We start from the raw sequence: 15,918 nt of genomic DNA, 5'->3' as shown, positions 1-15,918 counted from the left end.
GTACCCGCACGCCAGAACAGCGCGCCGGAGAGGAGACGCCCCCGTGGCACCCAGGACGGCCCTCGCCCCCGACCCGCACGGCCCCGGCGGCCGGCTCCAGCCGCTCGACGACGCCGGCACCCCGCTCGGCCCGCCCGAGAAGGTCCCCGACCTCGCCGCCGCCGTTGCCGCCCGGGAGGCCGCCGAGCACTCCCGTTGGGTGTGGGCCGCCACCGACAGCGCCTACGCGCCGCTGCTGCCCCGGCTGCCCGACCGGCTCGCCCGCTGCCACGACCTGCGCCTGGTCGAGGCCCTGCTGCTGGCGCACGAGGGCCGGTTCGGCGCGCCGCGCTCGCTCGGCGCCGCCTGGTCCCGGCTGCGCGGCCTGCCCGTCCCGGACGACCTGCCCGAGCCCGGCTCCGCCGAGGCCGACGACGGGCAGGACACCCTGTTCGCGCCCGACCGGCTGCAACTGCCACCCGGCGCCGACCCGCTGACCGCCGTCGTCGCCGTCCACGCCGAGCAGCAGCGCCGACTCGCCGCGATCGCCGACCCGGCCGCCCGGCACCGGTTCCGGCTGCTGGTCGCCGCCGAGTCCGCCGGCGCACTCGTCGCCGCCGAGATCGCGCACGACGGGCTGCCCTGGCGCGCCGACGTCCACGACCAACTGCTCACCGAACTCCTCGGCCCCCGCCCGACCGTCCCCGGCGCCCAGCCGAGACTGCTCGCCGACCTCTCCGTCGAACTCCAACAGGCCCTCGGCGGGCGCCCGTTCAACCCCGACTCGCACACCCAGGTGCTGCGCGCCTTCGCCGAGAACGGCATCCAGCTCGGCTCCACCCGCTCCTGGGAGCTCAAGGGCGTCGCCCACCCGGCCGCCGCGCTGCTGATCCGCTACAAGGAGCTGTCCCGGATCCACGCCGCGCACGGCTGGGCCTGGCAGGACGCCTGGGCCCGCGGCGGCCGGTTCCGGCCCGAGTACGTGGTCGGCGGCGTGGTCTCCGGACGCTGGGCCAGCCGCGGCGGCGGCGCGCTGCAGATCCCGCGCATCCTGCGCCGCGCCGTCGTCGCCGACCCGGGCTGGCTGCTGGTCGTCGCCGACGCCGCCCAGTTGGAGCCCCGGGTGCTCGCCGCCCTCTCCCAGGACGCCGGGCTGGCCCGCACCGCCGCCGGCGGCGACCTGTACGAGGCGCTGGCCGCCAACGCCTTCCAGGGCGACCGCGACAAGGCCAAGCTCGGCCTGCTCGGCGCCATGTACGGGCAGACCAGCGGCGACATCGGCCCGCTGCTGAACACCCTGCGCCACCGCTACCCCGCCGCGATGGGCTACGTCGAGGCCGCCGCCCGCACCGGCGAGGACGGCGGGGTGGTCGCCTCCCGACTGGGCCGGGTCTGCCCGCCCGCCTCCGCCGAGTTCCTCGACCTCACCGAGGCCCCCGACACGGCCGGCGAGGCCGGCGGCCGGCAGGCCCGCGCCCGCGGCCGCTTCACCCGCAACTTCGTCATCCAGGCCAGCGCCGCCGACTGGGCACTCGCCCTGCTCGCCGCCCTGCGCCGCCGGCTGGGCGAGCTGCCGGCGGCCGGCCCGGCGGAACGCCCGCACCTGGTGTTCTTCCAGCACGACGAGGTGATCGTGCACACCCCGGCCAACCTCGCCGACGAGGTGGCCGCCGCGGTCGCCGAGGCGGCCGACGAGGCCCGCCGCCTGGTGTTCGGCGACACCCCGGTCCGCTTCCCGCTCACCACGGCGGTGGTGGACTGCTACGCCGACGCCAAGTAGCCGCCCCCTCTTCCCGGTCTCCGGCCCCGCGGCTTCACAGCTTCCGGAACGAGCGGGCCTCCTCGGCCGCCGCGACCACCTCCGCCAGCGCCGCCCCGGTCGAGGCGGTGACGGCGGCCGCCACCGCGCCCTCCACGAACGGCGCGTCCACCAGCCGCACGCCCGGGCGCGGCTCGTCCTCCAGCACCGTGACGGCGGTGAGCACCGAGCTGCCGAGATCCGGCAGCACGACCACGCCCGCCCCGCCGTCCGCCTCCGCGACGGCCCGCGCGATCAGGTCGTAGCTGGTGCCGAGCCCGCCGTCCTCCGTACCCCCCGCGCACACCACCCGCACGCCGCCCGGGGCGAGTTCGGCGAGCAGCTCGCGCAGCCCGGCGGCCAGTCGGGCGCTGTGCGAGACCAGGACGATACCCACGTGTTCGCTCATGCGCCCGACCCTACGACCGACCCCGCGGCCGACGCCGCTACTCCGGGAGAGTGACGCGAATCCCGCGTGTCGCACCCCGTGCCCACCACCCCCGTCTGGCGTAGCGTCGGGGCAGCAGCGTCCACGGCCGACGACCCGCACAAGGGAGCGAAGAGCGTTGAAGAAGCTGATCAACACCCCGGAGAGCGTCCTGGAGGACGCGTTGGCCGGAGTCGCCGCCGCCCACCCCGAGCTGACGGTGGACATCCCCAACCGGGTGATCACCCGGGCCGCCCGCCCGGCCGGGCCCAAGGTCGCGGTGATCTCCGGCGGCGGCTCCGGCCACGAGCCGCTGCACGGCGGCTTCGTCGGCCCCGGCATGCTGGACGCCGCCTGCCCCGGCGAGGTCTTCACCTCCCCGGTACCGGACCAGATGCTGGCCGCCGCCCAGACCGTGGAGAGCGGCGCCGGCGTCGTCTTCATCGTGAAGAACTACACCGGCGACGTGATGAACTTCGAGCTCGCCGCCGAACTCGCCGCCGAGGAGGGCCTGGCGGTCCGCACCGTCCTGGTCGATGACGACGTCGCGGTCGAGGACTCCACCTGGACGGCCGGCCGCCGCGGCACCGGGGCGACCGTCCTGGTCGAGAAGGCCACCGGAGCGCTGGCCGAACGCGGCGCCCCGCTCGACGAGGTGGCCGCCCTGGGCGAGCGGGTCAACGCCGCCTCCCGCTCCTTCGCCATCGCGCTCACCGCTGCCACCACCCCGGCCGCCGGCAAGCCCGGCTTCGACCTGCCCGAGGACGAGATCGAGGTCGGCGTCGGCATCCACGGCGAGCCCGGCCGTCGCCGCGAGAAGCTGCGCCCGGCCCGCGCGCTGGCCGCCGAGGTGGTCGACACCATCCTCGCCGACCACCACCTGGCCCCGGGCGACGAGGTGATCGCCCTGCTCAACGGCCTCGGCGCGACCCCCCTGCTGGAGCTGTACATCGCCTACGGCGAGGTCGCCGCCCGGCTCGCCGAGCGCGGCATCACGGTGGCCCGCAGCCTGGTCGGCAACTACGTCACCAGTCTGGACATGGCGGGCTTCTCGCTCACCCTCACCAAGGCCGACCCGCAGCTGCTGGAGCTGTGGGACGCGCCCGTCGACACCCCCGCCCTCAAGCGGGCCTGAGCCGGGAGACGCCATGGACTTCGACACCCCCCTCGCCGAGGCCTGGGTCCGCGCGATCGCCGCGGCCGTCGAGAAGGAGCAGGGCCGGCTCACCGAGCTGGACTCGGCGATCGGCGACGGCGACCACGGCAGCAACCTCCGGCGCGGCTTCTCCGCCGCCCTGGCCGCCCTCGACGGCCTCCGGCCGGCCGGCCCGGGCGCGGTGCTCACCAAGGTGGGCAGCACGCTGATCTCCAAGGTCGGCGGTACCTCCGGCCCGCTCTACGGCAAGGCCTTCCGCGCCATCGGCGCCGCCCTGCCCGATCCCGCCCTGGCCGACCCCACCGACCCGGCCGGCCCGGCCGCCGTCGCCGAGGCACTGGCGGCCGGCCTGGACGCCGTCCGCACCCTCGGCAAGGCCGTGCCCGGGGACAAGACCATCGTCGACGCCTACACCCCGGCCGTCGCCGCCTTCCGCGCCGCGGCCGGCGCCGGGGCCACCCTCCCCGAGGCGGCCGCGGCGGCCGCCGACGCCGCCGACCAGGGCGCCCGCGACACCGTCCCCCTCCAGGCCCGCAAGGGGCGCGCCTCCTACCTCGGCGAGCGCAGCATCGGCCACCAGGACCCTGGCGCCACCTCCACCGCCCTCCTCTTCCGCGCCCTCGCCGACGTCACCGCGTCCTGAGGCGCCCTCCTCCTCCCCCTCCCCGCGCGGGGAGGGGGAGGAGGCCGGCCCTCAGCCGTCCGTCCTGGCGATCAGCAACAGCAGGGCGTCGTCCCGCAGTTCCCCGCCCGTGTGCGCGAGCAGGTCCGCGTACACCCGCCCCACCGCCGCCTCCAGATCCCCCTCCGACCGCGCGGCGCCCCGCACCAGCGGCCCGACCCGCTCCGCCAGCGGGTAGAACTCCCCGCTCTTGCGGTGCCGCGCCTCGACCACCCCGTCCGTGCAGAGCACCAGCACGTCCTCCGCCCCGAACGGCTGGTCCCAGCTGGCCGGTTCGCCCGTCGCCAGCCGTCCGAGGCCGAGCGGCACCCAGGGGTCGGGGGCGTCCAGCACGTGCGCCCGCCCGTCGCCGTCGACCCGGATCGGCGGGACGTGCCCGTACTGCAGCAGTTCCATCACCCCGGGCGTGCGGAACTCCGCGAACAGCGCGGTGGTGAACTCCCCGTCCGGGACGTGCCGCTCGACGCTGGCCTCGATCCGCGCCGCGACGCCCCGCAGCCCGGCCTCGTCGTACGCGGCCTCCCGGAACGCGCCGAGCACCACGGCCGCGGTCTGCACGGCGGAGAGACCCTTGCCCCGGACGTCCCCGACCGCGACCCGGGTGCCGTGCGGCGTCTCCAGCACCGAGTACAGGTCCCCGCCGATCCGTGAGGCGTCGGCCGCCGACACGTACCGGACGGCCAGCCGCAGCGGCCCGACGGCCGGCCCGGGCAGCCGCAGCAGGGCCCGCTGGGCGGCCTCGGCGACGGAGCTGACGGCCGCGAAGGCCGCCGCGCGCCGCATCCTGATCTTGGCGACCCAGGCGGAGAAGAGCGTCAACACGGCATAGCTGACCATCGCACCGTAAAGGAAGCGCGCGTCGTTGATGTTGTCGACCTCGTCGTAGTGGCTGAGCCCGAAGACCGCGAGCAGGCCGAGCGCGCAGACGGCGAGCAGTTCGCCCGGTCTGAGGGTGAGCGCGGCGGCGGCCGGGACGACGGTCATCAGCGGTGCCAGGTAGCGGTCCTTGCCGGAGAGGAGGTCAGCGAGTGCGACCAGGAGCACGGCGAGCAGCGCCGGGCTGGCCCGCCGCCAGAACGGCACGTCCTGGAGGTCGGCGGCCAGCAGGGCGCCGCGCCGCCGGTCCGGCGGCAGCCCGGCGGCGCTGGGGGCCGAGGGGGACTGGGCACGGCGGGTCGGGAACACATACCGAACATAAGGGACGTTCGCGGCACCCACCCGCCCGCCTACCGCGTTTCCGTCCGCCGCAGCCGCCGCCCCGCCGCACGGGCGTCCCGATCGCCCCTAAATGCCCTATTTGTCATACAGTTCGACCAAAGCGGCTACCCCGAGGAGGCCCTGACCGGTGTCCGGCTACCGCAACACCCCCCGCATCTCCGACGCCCCGGCCCGCACGACGGCCACGTCCGACCACTGGCTGAGGGTCTTCGCCGTCGGCCTGCTGCTCTGGGGCGCCACCGTCGTCGTCACGTTCCTCACCGGGAACAGCAACCTCGTCCCGACGATCGTGCTGCTCGGCAGCTTCCTGGTCCCGGCCACCGTGGTGATCTGGGCCTACGAGCGCTACGCCGGCGACCTCGGCCCGGACCGGATCTTCGCCTGCTTCGGCGTCGGCGGCATCATCGGCGTCCTGGGCGCCTCGGTGCTGGAGAGCTACCTGGTCTCGCCCTCGGCCTCGATGTACGTCGCCGTCGGGCTGATCGAGGAGGCGGCCAAGCTGGCCGCCCTGGTCATGGTGAGCCGCCGACTGCGGGTCAGCGGGCTGCGGCACGGGCTGGTGCTCGGCGCCACCGTCGGCGCGGGGTTCGCCGCGTTCGAGAGTGCCGGATACGCGTTCAACGCCGTGCTGAGCAACCAGGGGCTTTCGCTCGAGGACCTGGTCGAGACGGAGATCCTGCGCGGGGTGCTCGCGCCGGTCGGCCACATCCTGTGGACGGCGATCGTCGGCGGGGTGCTGTTCAGCGAGCGCCGCGGCGGGCGGTTCCGCTTCACCACCCCGGTCGCCGTCACCTACCTGGGCGTATCGCTGCTGCACGCGCTCTGGGACAGCACGAGCGGCATCGCCGTCTGGCTGGTCGCCAAGACCACCGCGAGCTCCTGGCAGCGCGCCCTGTTCGAGCTCGGCCACATGCCCGACCCCACCAGCGAGCAGGTGCACCTGTACACCCTCTACGACACGGCCGGGCTGCTCGTGGTCTCCTTGGGCGGGCTGCTCTGGCTGCGGCTGCTGATCCGGCGCGAGCGCGCGCCGATCCCGGCCCAGCTCCCGGCCTCCCCGGCCTGAGGCGGTCCGGCGCATACGCTCGACCGGCGCGCGCGCCCGTGACGCGCGCCACTTCACCCACCCCTCCCGGAAATACCCCTGAGGGGTATGGTGTTGTCAGAGTAGAACCCGGGCCGACGCCCGGGGCGCCACACCTCCCGGAGGCCCGGATGTCCAGCACCACCACCTACACCGTGACCGGCATGAGCTGCGGCCACTGCGAGAAGGCGATCAGCGAGGAGCTCTCCGCCCTCACCGGCGTCACCGAGGTCGCCGCCGACTCCAAGGCCGGCACCGTGACGGTCTCCTCCCTCGCCCCGCTGGACGACGAGCAGGTCCGCAGCGCCGTCGACGAGGCCGGCTACGAACTGGTCGGCCGCAGCGCCTAGGTCCTCTGTACACCCGGTACGGCGGGGCCCGGGCAGCGGACCCCGCCGTACACCCCCACCGAGGAGCTGCCGAGGAGCCGATCCGCATGAGCGAGCGAAGCGAACTGGTCACCACCGCCCCCGGCGTCCAGGGCACCCCCGGGGTCCGGGACCGGGTCGAGCTGTCGATCGGCGGCATGACCTGCGCCTCCTGCGCGACCCGGATCGAGAAGAAGCTCAACCGGATGGACGGCGTCGAGGCCACCGTCAACCTCGCCACCGAGAAGGCCCGGGTCGACTACGGCCCCGGGGTGACGGTCGAGGACCTGATCGCCACGGTCGAGCGCACCGGCTACACCGCCGAACTCCCGCCGCCCCCGGCCCCCACCCTCCCGACCGGCGCCGACGCCAGTAGCGGTGCCAGTACCGGTACCGACACCGCCGACCCGCTGTACGACCGGCTGCTGATCAGCGCCGTCCTCAGCGTCCCGGTGGTCATGCTGTCGATGATCCCGGCCCTCCAGTTCGCCAACTGGCAGTGGCTCGCCTTCGCACTCACCGGCCCGGTCGTGGTCTACGGCGGCCTGCCGTTCCACCGCGCCGCCTGGACCAACCTCAAGCACGGCGCCGCGACCATGGACACCCTGGTCTCGCTCGGCACCCTGGCCGCCTTCGGCTGGTCGTTCTGGGCACTGTTCTGGGGCCACGCGGGCCTGCCCGGGATGCACCACGACTTCTCACTGGCGATCGGCGACACCGACGCCTCCTCCACCCTCTACCTGGAGACGGCCGCCGCCGTCACCGTGCTGATCCTGCTCGGCCGCCACCTGGAGGCCCGCTCCAAGCGCCGGGCCGGGGCCGCCCTGCACGCCCTGCTCGACCTCGGCGCCAAGGACGTCACCGTGCTGCGCGGCGGGGCCGAGGTCCGGATCCCGGTCGGCGGCCTGGCCGTGGGCGACCGGTTCGTGGTGCGGCCGGGCGAGAAGATCGCCACCGACGGCGTGGTGGTCGAGGGCGGATCGGCGGTGGACGCCTCGATGCTCACCGGCGAGTCCGTACCGGTCGAGGTCGGCGTCGGCGACCAGGTCACCGGCGCCACCGTCAACGCCGGCGGCCGGCTGGTGGTCGAGGCCACCCGGATCGGCGCGGACACCCAGCTGTCCCGGATGGCCCGGCTGGTCGAGGACGCGCAGAACGGCAAGGCCGCCGCCCAGCGCCTCGCCGACCGGATCTCCGCCGTCTTCGTCCCGATCGTCATCCTGCTCGCGCTCGCCACCCTGGTCGGCTGGCTCCTGGTCTCGGACAGCCCCACCGAGGCGTTCACCGCCGCCGTGGCCGTGCTGATCATCGCCTGCCCGTGCGCCCTGGGCCTGGCCACCCCGACCGCGCTCATGGTCGGCACCGGCCGCGGCGCCCAACTGGGCATCCTGATCAAGGGCCCCGAAGTACTGGAGACCACCCGCCGGGTGGACACCGTCGTCCTGGACAAGACCGGCACCGTCACCACCGGCCGGATGACCCTGCTCGCGGTACACACCGCCGAGGGCGTCGACGAGGCCGAGGCACTGCGCCTGGCCGGCGCCCTGGAGCACGCCTCCGAGCACCCGATCGCCCGGGCGATCGCCACCGCCGCCGCGGAGCGGACCGGCGCGCTGCCGCCGGTCGAGGACTTCCGCAACCTCCCCGGGCGGGGCGTGCAGGGCGTCGTCGAGGGCCGGACGGTGGTCGCCGGGCGCGAGGCCCTGCTCGCCGACCGGGCCCAGCACCTGCCGCCCGTCCTGGCCCGCGCCAAGGCCGCGGCCGAGGCGGCCGGGCGGACCGCGATCGCGGTGGGCTGGGACGGCGAGGCCCGGGCCGTCCTGGAGGTCGCGGACGCGGTCAGGCCGACCAGCTCCGAGGCGATCGCCCGGCTGCGCGCGCTGGGCCTGCGTCCGGTGCTGCTGACCGGCGACAACCGGGCGGTCGCCGAGGCCGTCGCGGCCGAGGTCGGCATCGCCCCGGCGGACGTGGTCGCCGAGGTGCTGCCCGAGGACAAGGTGGAGACCGTCAAGCGGCTCCAGGCCGAGGGCAAGGTCGTGGCGATGGTCGGCGACGGCGTCAACGACGCGGCCGCCCTCGCCCAGGCCGACCTGGGCCTGGCCATGGGCACCGGCACCGACGCCGCGATCGAGGCCGGCGACCTCACCCTGGTCCGCGGCGACCTTCGCTCGGCGGCCGACGCCATCCGGCTCTCCCGCCGCACGCTCGGCATCATCAAGAGCAACCTGTTCTGGGCCTTCGGCTACAACGTCGCCGCCCTTCCGCTGGCCGCCGCCGGGATGCTCAACCCGATGGTCGCCGGCGCCGCGATGGCCTTCTCCTCGGTCTTCGTGGTCACCAACAGCCTGCGGCTGCGCCGCTTCCAGCCCGCCTGACCCGCCCGCGCGACGCGGAAGGGCCCGGACCGCCAGGTCCGGGCCCTTCCCCGCGCCAGCGCGCCAGCGCGCCAGCGCGCCAGCGCGTCAACGCCCGAGCAGCTCGCCGCCGTTGCAGTGCAGGATCTCGCCGGTGATGAACCCGGCCTCGGGCGAGGCCAGGAAGTAGACCGCAGCCGCGACCTCACCGGTCTCCCCGATCCGGCCCAGCAGGGTGCGGGCCGCCCGGCGGGAGACCTCGGCCTCGTCCAGCCGGGGGCCGAAGAACTCGGTGCCGGCCACCGTCCCGGGCGCGACGATGTTGGCGGTGATCCCGGAGGTGCCCAACTGGGCGGCCAGGAAGTGGTTCCAGGCGTGCAGCGAGGCCTTTGCCGCGCCGAACGAGCCGGCCCCGCGCAGGGCGGCGATCGAGCTGATGGTGACCACCCGGCCGGCGCCGGGGGTGAGCCGGTCCCGGATCGACTCGGTGAGCAGCACCACGGTCAGCACGTTGCGCTCGAAGTCGCCGCGCCAGCGGGCCAGCAGGGCGTGCGGCCCGGCGCCGATCACGGTCTCCCGGCTGCCGGCGTTGTTGACCAGGACGTCGATCCGCTCCGGCAGTTCGGCGAGCGCGGCCTCGACGGCATCGGGGTCGGCGAGATCGCACACCAGCGGGGTGACGTTCGGCCCGAGGTCCGCCGCGGCCTTCTCCAGGACCGCGCGGCGGCGGCCCACGATCACGACCCGTTCGCCCGCCTCGGCGAACCGCCGCGCGACTTCGTACCCGATTCCCGTGCCACCGCCGGTGACAACGACGTTCCTGGCCATCTGCGCACTCCCTCCCCAGCTCCGCCGCCACGCTGCGAGGGTGCGGGACGGTCCGTACCGGAATGCCACGATTCCTATCACGCTCGGTTGCCGTGACTGCGGGGAGGGTGACGTCGCGCGCGCGGGAACGTGTGATATGGGCTCGGCACGAGGTGCACACGGAGCGTGGCGAGAGGCAGCTCACACCCCCCGGGCGTAACTTCTCGCACCCTGATACGTCTTAGGTTGGTAGTGCGGCAGTTTTCCGATGAGCGGGGACGCGACGAACGGCAATGCGTCCCCGCGCTTCCACCGACTGCCGCCGACGGGGCTCCGGCGGGCCCCGGGACGGTCGTCGACCTTGACGGCCTTCGCGCACGACGCCGGGGTTGCGGCGGGTCAGGGACGCTTTGAGCGGCCGTCCCCGGCTTCGGCCCGGCCCCGGAGTCGTGCGCCGTACGGTTCCGCCCCCGCGCGGGCGCCCACCCGGGCCCACCGCACGGGGACGCGGAAGGGCCCGGCCGCCAAGTGGCGACCGGGCCCTTCCGGGTGCAGCGTCAGCGGTCGCCGAGGGCGACGTAGTCGCGGATCTCGACGCCGGTGTAGATCTGGCGCGGACGGCCGATCCGGCTGGTCGGGTCGTTGATCATCTCGTGCCAGTGGGCGATCCAGCCCGGCAGTCGGCCGAGGGCGAACAGCACGGTGAACATGCTGGTCGGGAAGCCCATGGCGCGGTAGATCAGGCCGGTGTAGAAGTCCACGTTCGGGTAGAGCTTGCGCGAGATGAAGAAGTCGTCCTTGAGGGCGTGCTCCTCCAGCTTGAGCGCGATGTTCAGCAGCTCGTCGTTCTTGCCGAGCTGGCCGAGGACCTCGTGCGCGAGCAGCTTGACCTGCGCGGCGCGCGGGTCGAAGGCCTTGTAGACGCGGTGGCCGAAGCCCATCAGCTTGACGCCGGCTTCCTTGTTCTTCACCTTCGTGATGAACGCGTCGACGTCGCCGCCGTCCTTCTGGATGCTCTCCAGCATCTCCAGCACGGCCTGGTTGGCGCCGCCGTGCAGCGGGCCCCAGAGCGCCGAGATGCCCGCCGAGATCGAGGCGAACAGGTTGGCGTGGCTGGAGCCGACCAGGCGCACGGTGGAGGTCGAGCAGTTCTGCTCGTGGTCCGCGTGCAGGATGAGCAGCTTGTCCAGGGCGTTGACGATCACCGGGTTGAGCTCGTAGTCCTCGGCGGGGACGGCGAAGGTCATCCGCAGGAGGTTCTCGACGTAGCTCAGGTCGTTGCGCGGGTAGACGAAGGGCTGGCCCATCGCCTTCTTGTACGCGTAGGCGGCGATCGTCGGCAGCTTGGCGAGCAGGCGGACGGTCGACAGGTGGCGCTGGCCGGCGTCGAACGGGTTGTGGCTCTCCGGGTAGAACGTGGAGAGCGCGCCGACCACCGAGGACAGCATGGCCATCGGGTGGGCGTCCCGCGGGAAGCCCTGGAAGAAGCGCTTGACGTCCTCGTGCAGCAGGGTGTGCTGGGTGATCTCGCGGTTGAACTCGGCCAGCTGGTCCGCGTTGGGCAGCTCACCGTTGATCAGGAGGTACGCGGTCTCGATGAAGCCGCCCTGCCCTGCGAGCTGCTCGATCGGGTAGCCGCGGTACCGCAGGATGCCGTTGTCACCGTCCACGAAGGTGATCGCGGACTTGTACGCGGCGGTGTTACCGAAGCCGTTGTCCAGGGTGACCAGGCCGGTCTGCGGGAGCAGCTTCGAGATGTCGAAGCCGGCGTTGCCCGCAGTGCTCTCGACGACGGGGTACTCGTACTCGCCGTCCTGGTACCGCAGTACTACCGAGTTGTCGCTCACGTCTTCCTCACCGACGAAATGAATCCTCTTCCAAGGTGCCCTGACTGTCTCTACCATCCCCCATCTGGAGGACAGCCGCGCACCCGGGGTGGCCCGAAAGGGCCCGCCCCTACAAAACCTGCTGCCGCAGCCGGTACGAACCGGACAAGATCGGCACCACCCTAGGCTCTGCCGTAAATCTCTTCACGTCAAGAGAACATTAGAGGCAACCATCCTGTTGGATAATCATCCAGTTGCCAGTCGATGATCGAGCGCCGCATGCCGTCGACCTGCACTGACGGTCCGCACGGCCTGGGCGATCGCCTTCCGTGACCCCACCAGTACCACCAGTTTCCTTGCCCTGGTCACAGCGGTGTAGAGCAGGTTTCGCTGGAGCATCGTCCAAGCGGACATGGTGACCGGAATCACCACGACCGGGTACTCGCTGCCCTGTGAGCGGTGGATCGTGACCGCGTACGCGTGGGCCAGCTCGTCCAGTTCGTCGAAGTCGTACGGCACCTCCTCGTCCTCGTCGGTGAGCACCGTCAACCGCTGGTCGTCCACGCTGAGGGCGGTCACCACTCCCACTGTGCCGTTGAAGACCCCGTTGCGCCCCTTGTCGTAGTTGTTGCGCACCTGCGTGACCTTGTCCCCCACCCGGAACGTGCGCCCGCCGAACCGCCGCTCCGCCAGCCCCTCCCGGGCCGGCGTCACCGCCCCCTGGAGCAGCGTGTTCAGGTTCCCCGCCCCGGCCGGACCCCGGTGCATCGGCGCCAGCACCTGGACGTCCCGCCGCGGGTCGAAGCCGAACCGCTGCGGGATCCGCCGCGCCACCACGTCCACCGTCAGACCGGCCGCCAACTCCGCGTCGTCCTCCGCGAACAGGAAGAAGTCCGGCAGACCGTCCGTCAGCGGCGGCCGCCCCTCGTTGATCCGGTGCGCGTTCGTCACCACCCCCGACTGCTGGGCCTGCCGGAAGATCCTGGTCAGCCGCACCGACGGGATCGGGCCGCCCTCCGCCAGCAGATCCCGCAGCACCTCGCCGGCGCCCACCGACGGCAGCTGGTCCACGTCCCCCACGAACAGCAGGTGCGCCCCCGGCGGCACCGCCTTGACCAGCTTGTTCGCCAGGATCAGATCCAGCATCGAGGCCTCGTCCACCACCACCAGATCGGCGTCCAGCGGCCGGTCCCGGTCGTACGCGGCGTCCCCACCCGGTTTCAGCTCCAGCAGCCGGTGCACCGTCGAGGCCTCCGCCCCGGTCAGCTCCGCCAGCCGCTTCGCCGCCCGCCCGGTCGGCGCCGCCAGCACCACCTTCGCCCGCTTGGCCAGCGCCAGCGTCACGATCGACTTCACCGTGAACGACTTGCCGCAGCCCGGACCACCCGTCAGCACCGCGACCCGCTCGGTCAGCGCCAGCCGCACCGCCTGCTCCTGCTCCGGCGCGAGATCGGCCCCGGTACGCTTGGCCAGCCACTCCAACGCCACCGGCCAGTCCACCCCGCCGAACCACGGCATCCGGTCGGAATCCGAACGCAGCAACCGCAGCAGCTGGTTGGCCAGCGAGATCTCCGCCCGGTGGAACGGCACCAGGTACACCGCGGTGATCGCCTCGCCCGCCTCCCCCGGCACCGACTCCCGCACCACCCCCTCCGCCGCGACCAGCTCCGCCAGGCAGTCGATCACCAAGCCCACGTCCACCTGCAGCAGCTTCACGCCGTCCGCGATCAGCCGCTCCTCCGGCAGGTAGCAGTGCCCCTGGTCGCTGCTCTGCGACAGCGCGTACTGCAGCCCCGCCTTCACCCGCTCCGGGCTGTCGTGCGGGATCCCCACCGCCTGGGCGATCCGGTCCGCCGTCAGGAAGCCGATCCCCCACACGTCCGACGCCAGCCGGTACGGCTCGTTCCTCACCACCCCGATCGAGGCGTCCCCGTACTGCTTGTAGATCCGCACCGCGAGCGAGGTCGACACCCCGACCCCCTGGAGGAAGACCATCACCTCCTTGATGGCCTTCTGCTCCTCCCAGGCCGCCGCGATCTTCTTCGTCCGCTTCGGCCCCAGCCCCGGCACCTCGATCAGCCGGCCCGGCTCGTTCTCGATCACCTCCAGGGTGTCCACCCCGAAGCGCTCCACGATCCGCTCGGCGAACCGCGGCCCGATCCCCTTGATCAGCCCCGAACCCAGGTACCGCTGGATGCCCTGCACCGTCGCCGGCAGCACCGTCGTGTAGTTCTCCACCGTGAACTGCCGCCCGTACTGCGGATGCGAGCCCCACCGCCCGTGCAGCCGCAGCGACTCCCCCACCTGGGCTCCCAGCAGCGCGCCCACCACCGTCAGCAGGTCGTTCCCGCCCCGGCCGGTGTCCACCCGGGCCACCGTGTAACCGGTGTCCTCGTTGGCGTACGTGATCCGCTCCAGCACGCCCTCGACCTGCGCGAGCTGGCGCGGCGCCTCCTGCCCCGACTGCGCCTGCCTGGCCACCGGGACCCCCTTCGACCAGTACGGGTGGACCTTTCGTTACGCACCGTACCGCCCGGCCACGACAAGCCCGCACCCGCGCCCGACCGCCCCCGCGGCAGGAGCGACTGCGGGCCCCTGCCGTGCAGCGCCCCGCCGTGCAGCGCCCCCGCCGAGGTGCCAGGCTGGGACGGGCAGGGGGGCACGATCGCGCCCGTCCGGGCCCCGTCCGAGGAGCAGTGCCCATGCTCAACACCGCCTTCCGCCCCGGCTCCCCCGACTGGCTCGACCTGGGCAGTCCCGACACCCGGGCCTCCGTCGACTTCTACACCGCCCTGTTCGGCTGGACCTTCGACCCGGCCGGCCCCGAAGCCGGCGGGTACGGCTTCTTCCAGCTCGACGGCCGGACGGTCGCCGCCCTCGGCCCGCTCGCCGAGGAGGGCTCCCTGCCCGCCTGGACGCTGTACTTCGCCACCCTCGACGCCGACCGCACCACCGAACTCGTCGAACAGGCCGGCGGGCACGTCCGGTTCACCCCCTTCGACGTCTTCACCGCGGGCCGGATGGCCGGCTACACCGACCCGACCGGCGCCGAGTTCGCCGTCTGGCAGCCGCACGACACCCGCGGCCTGGAGGTCGTCAACGAGGAGGGCAGCCTCTGCTGGGCCGAGTGCTACAGCGTCGACGCCGAACGCGCCAAGACCTTCTACCGGACCGTCTTCAGCTGGCAGGAGCAGGACGTGCCGCTCGAAGGCACCTCCTACACCGTCCTCACCCCCGCCGGCGCCGGCAGCGACGACGCCCACGGCGGCATCATGCAGCTCGGCCCCGAACAGACCGCCCGCGGCACCACCTCGCACTGGCTCCCCTACTTCGAGGTCCCCAACGTGGACGCCAGCCTCGCCATCGCCGACAAGCTCGGGGCCACCGTGCGGATCCCCGCCATGGACGTCCACGGCGTGGGCCGCCTCGCCCAGTTCCACGACCCGCACGGCGCCGTCTTCGCCGTCATCACCAGTGCCAAGCCCGGAGGGTGACGGCAGATCACCCCCGAGAAGGGGCCTGAGGGGGCGCTACGGGCAGCGGCGGCGGGGTGCGGGAAACAGGGCGCGCCTATCCTCTGATCATGACTGACCTGACGATCCGCAGGGCCACCGCGGAGGACCTGCCGGCGATAGTGGCCCTGCTCGCCGACGACGCCCTGGGTGCCACCCGCGAGAGCCCCGACGACCTCACGCCGTACCGTGCCGCCTTCGCCCGCGTCGACGGCGACCCGCACCAGCACCTGGTCGCCGCCGAGCGCGCCGGCCGGACCGTCGGCACCCTGCAGCTGACCGTGATCCCCGGCCTCTCCCGGAAGGGCTCCACCCGGACCGTCATCGAGGCCGTCCGCATCCACGCCGACGAGCGGGGCAGCGGCCTCGGCACCGAACTGATCCAGTGGGCGATCGAGCGTTCCCGCGAGCTCGGTGCCGACCTCGTCCAGCTCACCTCCGACGCGACCCGCACCGACGCCCACCGCTTCTACGAGAAGCTCGGCTTCGTCCCGTCGCACGTCGGATTCAAACTCCAGCTCTGAGGCCTTCCCCAGCTCTGAGACCTTGAAGTCCCAAAGCCCCGGAAATGCAGAGAACCCCCATCCGGTTTCCCGGATGGGGGTTCTCTGTGAATGATTGTTCGGCGGCGTCCTACTCTCCCACAGGGTCCCCCCTGCAGTACCATCGGCGCTGTAAGGCTTAGCTTCCGGGTTCGGAATGTAACC

13 protein-coding genes and 1 rRNA gene are annotated in these 15,918 nt (G+C 73.2%); 8 read left to right on the top strand and 6 right to left on the bottom strand.

What is annotated here, in order from left to right:
• The first annotated feature begins 43 nt into the window (after positions 1-43).
• Positions 44-1,759, top strand: coding sequence for a bifunctional 3'-5' exonuclease/DNA polymerase (locus ACFWPT_RS10430; protein WP_380480978.1), 1,716 nt, complete (start codon positions 44-46; stop codon positions 1,757-1,759).
• Between the two features lie 34 nt (positions 1,760-1,793).
• On the opposite strand, the gene dhaM is transcribed toward ACFWPT_RS10430, so the two are convergent.
• The gene (gene dhaM / locus ACFWPT_RS10425) at positions 1,794-2,186 is read right to left on the bottom strand and encodes a dihydroxyacetone kinase phosphoryl donor subunit DhaM (RefSeq protein WP_380480975.1); all 393 of its coding nucleotides are present in this window, start codon (positions 2,184-2,186) and stop codon (positions 1,794-1,796) included.
• Positions 2,187-2,343: 157 nt separating this feature from the next.
• Between dhaM and dhaK the strand changes: the two genes are divergently transcribed.
• Together dhaK and dhaL are read left to right on the top strand one after the other, a co-directional pair.
• Positions 2,344-3,339, top strand: a complete 996-nt coding sequence (gene dhaK / locus ACFWPT_RS10420; RefSeq protein ID WP_380377814.1) for a dihydroxyacetone kinase subunit DhaK — start codon at positions 2,344-2,346, stop codon at positions 3,337-3,339.
• A gap of 13 nt (positions 3,340-3,352) precedes the next feature.
• On the top strand, positions 3,353-4,003 hold the full coding sequence (dhaL, locus tag ACFWPT_RS10415) for a dihydroxyacetone kinase subunit DhaL (protein ID WP_380480973.1): 651 nt from the start codon (positions 3,353-3,355) through the stop codon (positions 4,001-4,003).
• A 51-nt stretch (positions 4,004-4,054) separates the two neighbouring features.
• Here the strand turns inward: dhaL and ACFWPT_RS10410 are convergent, their stop codons facing one another.
• Positions 4,055-5,227, bottom strand: coding sequence for a PP2C family protein-serine/threonine phosphatase (locus ACFWPT_RS10410; RefSeq protein WP_380480971.1), 1,173 nt, complete (start codon positions 5,225-5,227; stop codon positions 4,055-4,057).
• Between the two features lie 160 nt (positions 5,228-5,387).
• Here ACFWPT_RS10410 and ACFWPT_RS10405 point away from each other — a divergent pair, with 160 nt between their 5' ends.
• From ACFWPT_RS10405 to ACFWPT_RS10395, 3 genes are all read left to right on the top strand, one after another.
• A complete protein-coding gene (locus ACFWPT_RS10405; protein WP_380377810.1) occupies positions 5,388-6,326 on the top strand; it encodes a PrsW family intramembrane metalloprotease in 939 nt (312 codons plus the stop codon).
• 38 nt (positions 6,327-6,364) lie between these two features.
• Complete coding sequence (locus ACFWPT_RS10400) at positions 6,365-6,694, top strand: heavy-metal-associated domain-containing protein (protein WP_380338027.1); 330 nt, start codon at positions 6,365-6,367, stop codon at positions 6,692-6,694.
• Positions 6,695-6,870: 176 nt separating this feature from the next.
• The gene (locus ACFWPT_RS10395; RefSeq protein WP_380481115.1) at positions 6,871-9,087 is read left to right on the top strand and encodes a heavy metal translocating P-type ATPase; all 2,217 of its coding nucleotides are present in this window, start codon (positions 6,871-6,873) and stop codon (positions 9,085-9,087) included.
• An 87-nt stretch (positions 9,088-9,174) separates the two neighbouring features.
• Here the strand turns inward: ACFWPT_RS10395 and ACFWPT_RS10390 are convergent, their stop codons facing one another.
• From ACFWPT_RS10390 to ACFWPT_RS10380, 3 genes are all read right to left on the bottom strand, one after another.
• Positions 9,175-9,894 carry an SDR family NAD(P)-dependent oxidoreductase gene (locus ACFWPT_RS10390; RefSeq protein ID WP_063349393.1) on the bottom strand — a complete coding sequence of 240 codons (720 nt, stop codon included), beginning with the start codon at positions 9,892-9,894 and terminating at the stop codon, positions 9,175-9,177.
• 536 nt (positions 9,895-10,430) lie between these two features.
• Positions 10,431-11,720 carry a citrate synthase gene (locus ACFWPT_RS10385; RefSeq protein ID WP_063349392.1) on the bottom strand — a complete coding sequence of 430 codons (1,290 nt, stop codon included), beginning with the start codon at positions 11,718-11,720 and terminating at the stop codon, positions 10,431-10,433.
• 225 nt (positions 11,721-11,945) lie between these two features.
• Positions 11,946-14,180 (bottom strand): ATP-dependent RecD-like DNA helicase, encoded by a 2,235-nt coding sequence (locus tag ACFWPT_RS10380; RefSeq protein ID WP_380377808.1) that lies wholly within the window; start codon positions 14,178-14,180, stop codon positions 11,946-11,948.
• Between the two features lie 221 nt (positions 14,181-14,401).
• Here ACFWPT_RS10380 and ACFWPT_RS10375 point away from each other — a divergent pair, with 221 nt between their 5' ends.
• Both ACFWPT_RS10375 and ACFWPT_RS10370 read left to right on the top strand, forming a co-directional pair.
• The gene (locus ACFWPT_RS10375; RefSeq protein ID WP_380377806.1) at positions 14,402-15,193 is read left to right on the top strand and encodes a VOC family protein; all 792 of its coding nucleotides are present in this window, start codon (positions 14,402-14,404) and stop codon (positions 15,191-15,193) included.
• 89 nt (positions 15,194-15,282) lie between these two features.
• On the top strand, positions 15,283-15,735 hold the full coding sequence (locus tag ACFWPT_RS10370) for a GNAT family N-acetyltransferase (protein ID WP_063349389.1): 453 nt from the start codon (positions 15,283-15,285) through the stop codon (positions 15,733-15,735).
• A 96-nt stretch (positions 15,736-15,831) separates the two neighbouring features.
• Here the strand turns inward: ACFWPT_RS10370 and rrf are convergent.
• Positions 15,832-15,918: ribosomal RNA gene (gene rrf / locus ACFWPT_RS10365) — 5S ribosomal RNA — on the bottom strand; the annotation flags it as partial.

The organism is Kitasatospora sp. NPDC058478 (assembly GCF_042720345.1).
Lineage (GTDB): Bacteria > Actinomycetota > Actinomycetes > Streptomycetales > Streptomycetaceae > Kitasatospora.
The sequence above is the reverse complement of the archived record's forward strand: the minus strand, read 5'-3'. Positions and strand labels throughout refer to the sequence as shown.

Excerpts from the sequence above, each read along its gene's own strand:
- ACFWPT_RS10370 (WP_063349389.1), top strand. The coding sequence starts at position 15,283 with ATGACTGACCTGACGATCCGCAGGGCCACCGCGGAGGACCTGCCGGCG.
- ACFWPT_RS10390 (WP_063349393.1), bottom strand. The coding sequence starts at position 9,894 with ATGGCCAGGAACGTCGTTGTCACCGGCGGTGGCACGGGAATCGGGTAC.
- dhaM (WP_380480975.1), bottom strand. The coding sequence starts at position 2,186 with ATGAGCGAACACGTGGGTATCGTCCTGGTCTCGCACAGCGCCCGACTG.
- ACFWPT_RS10375 (WP_380377806.1), top strand. The coding sequence starts at position 14,402 with ATGCTCAACACCGCCTTCCGCCCCGGCTCCCCCGACTGGCTCGACCTG.
- ACFWPT_RS10395 (WP_380481115.1), top strand. The coding sequence starts at position 6,871 with ATGACCTGCGCCTCCTGCGCGACCCGGATCGAGAAGAAGCTCAACCGG.
- dhaL (WP_380480973.1), top strand. The coding sequence starts at position 3,353 with ATGGACTTCGACACCCCCCTCGCCGAGGCCTGGGTCCGCGCGATCGCC.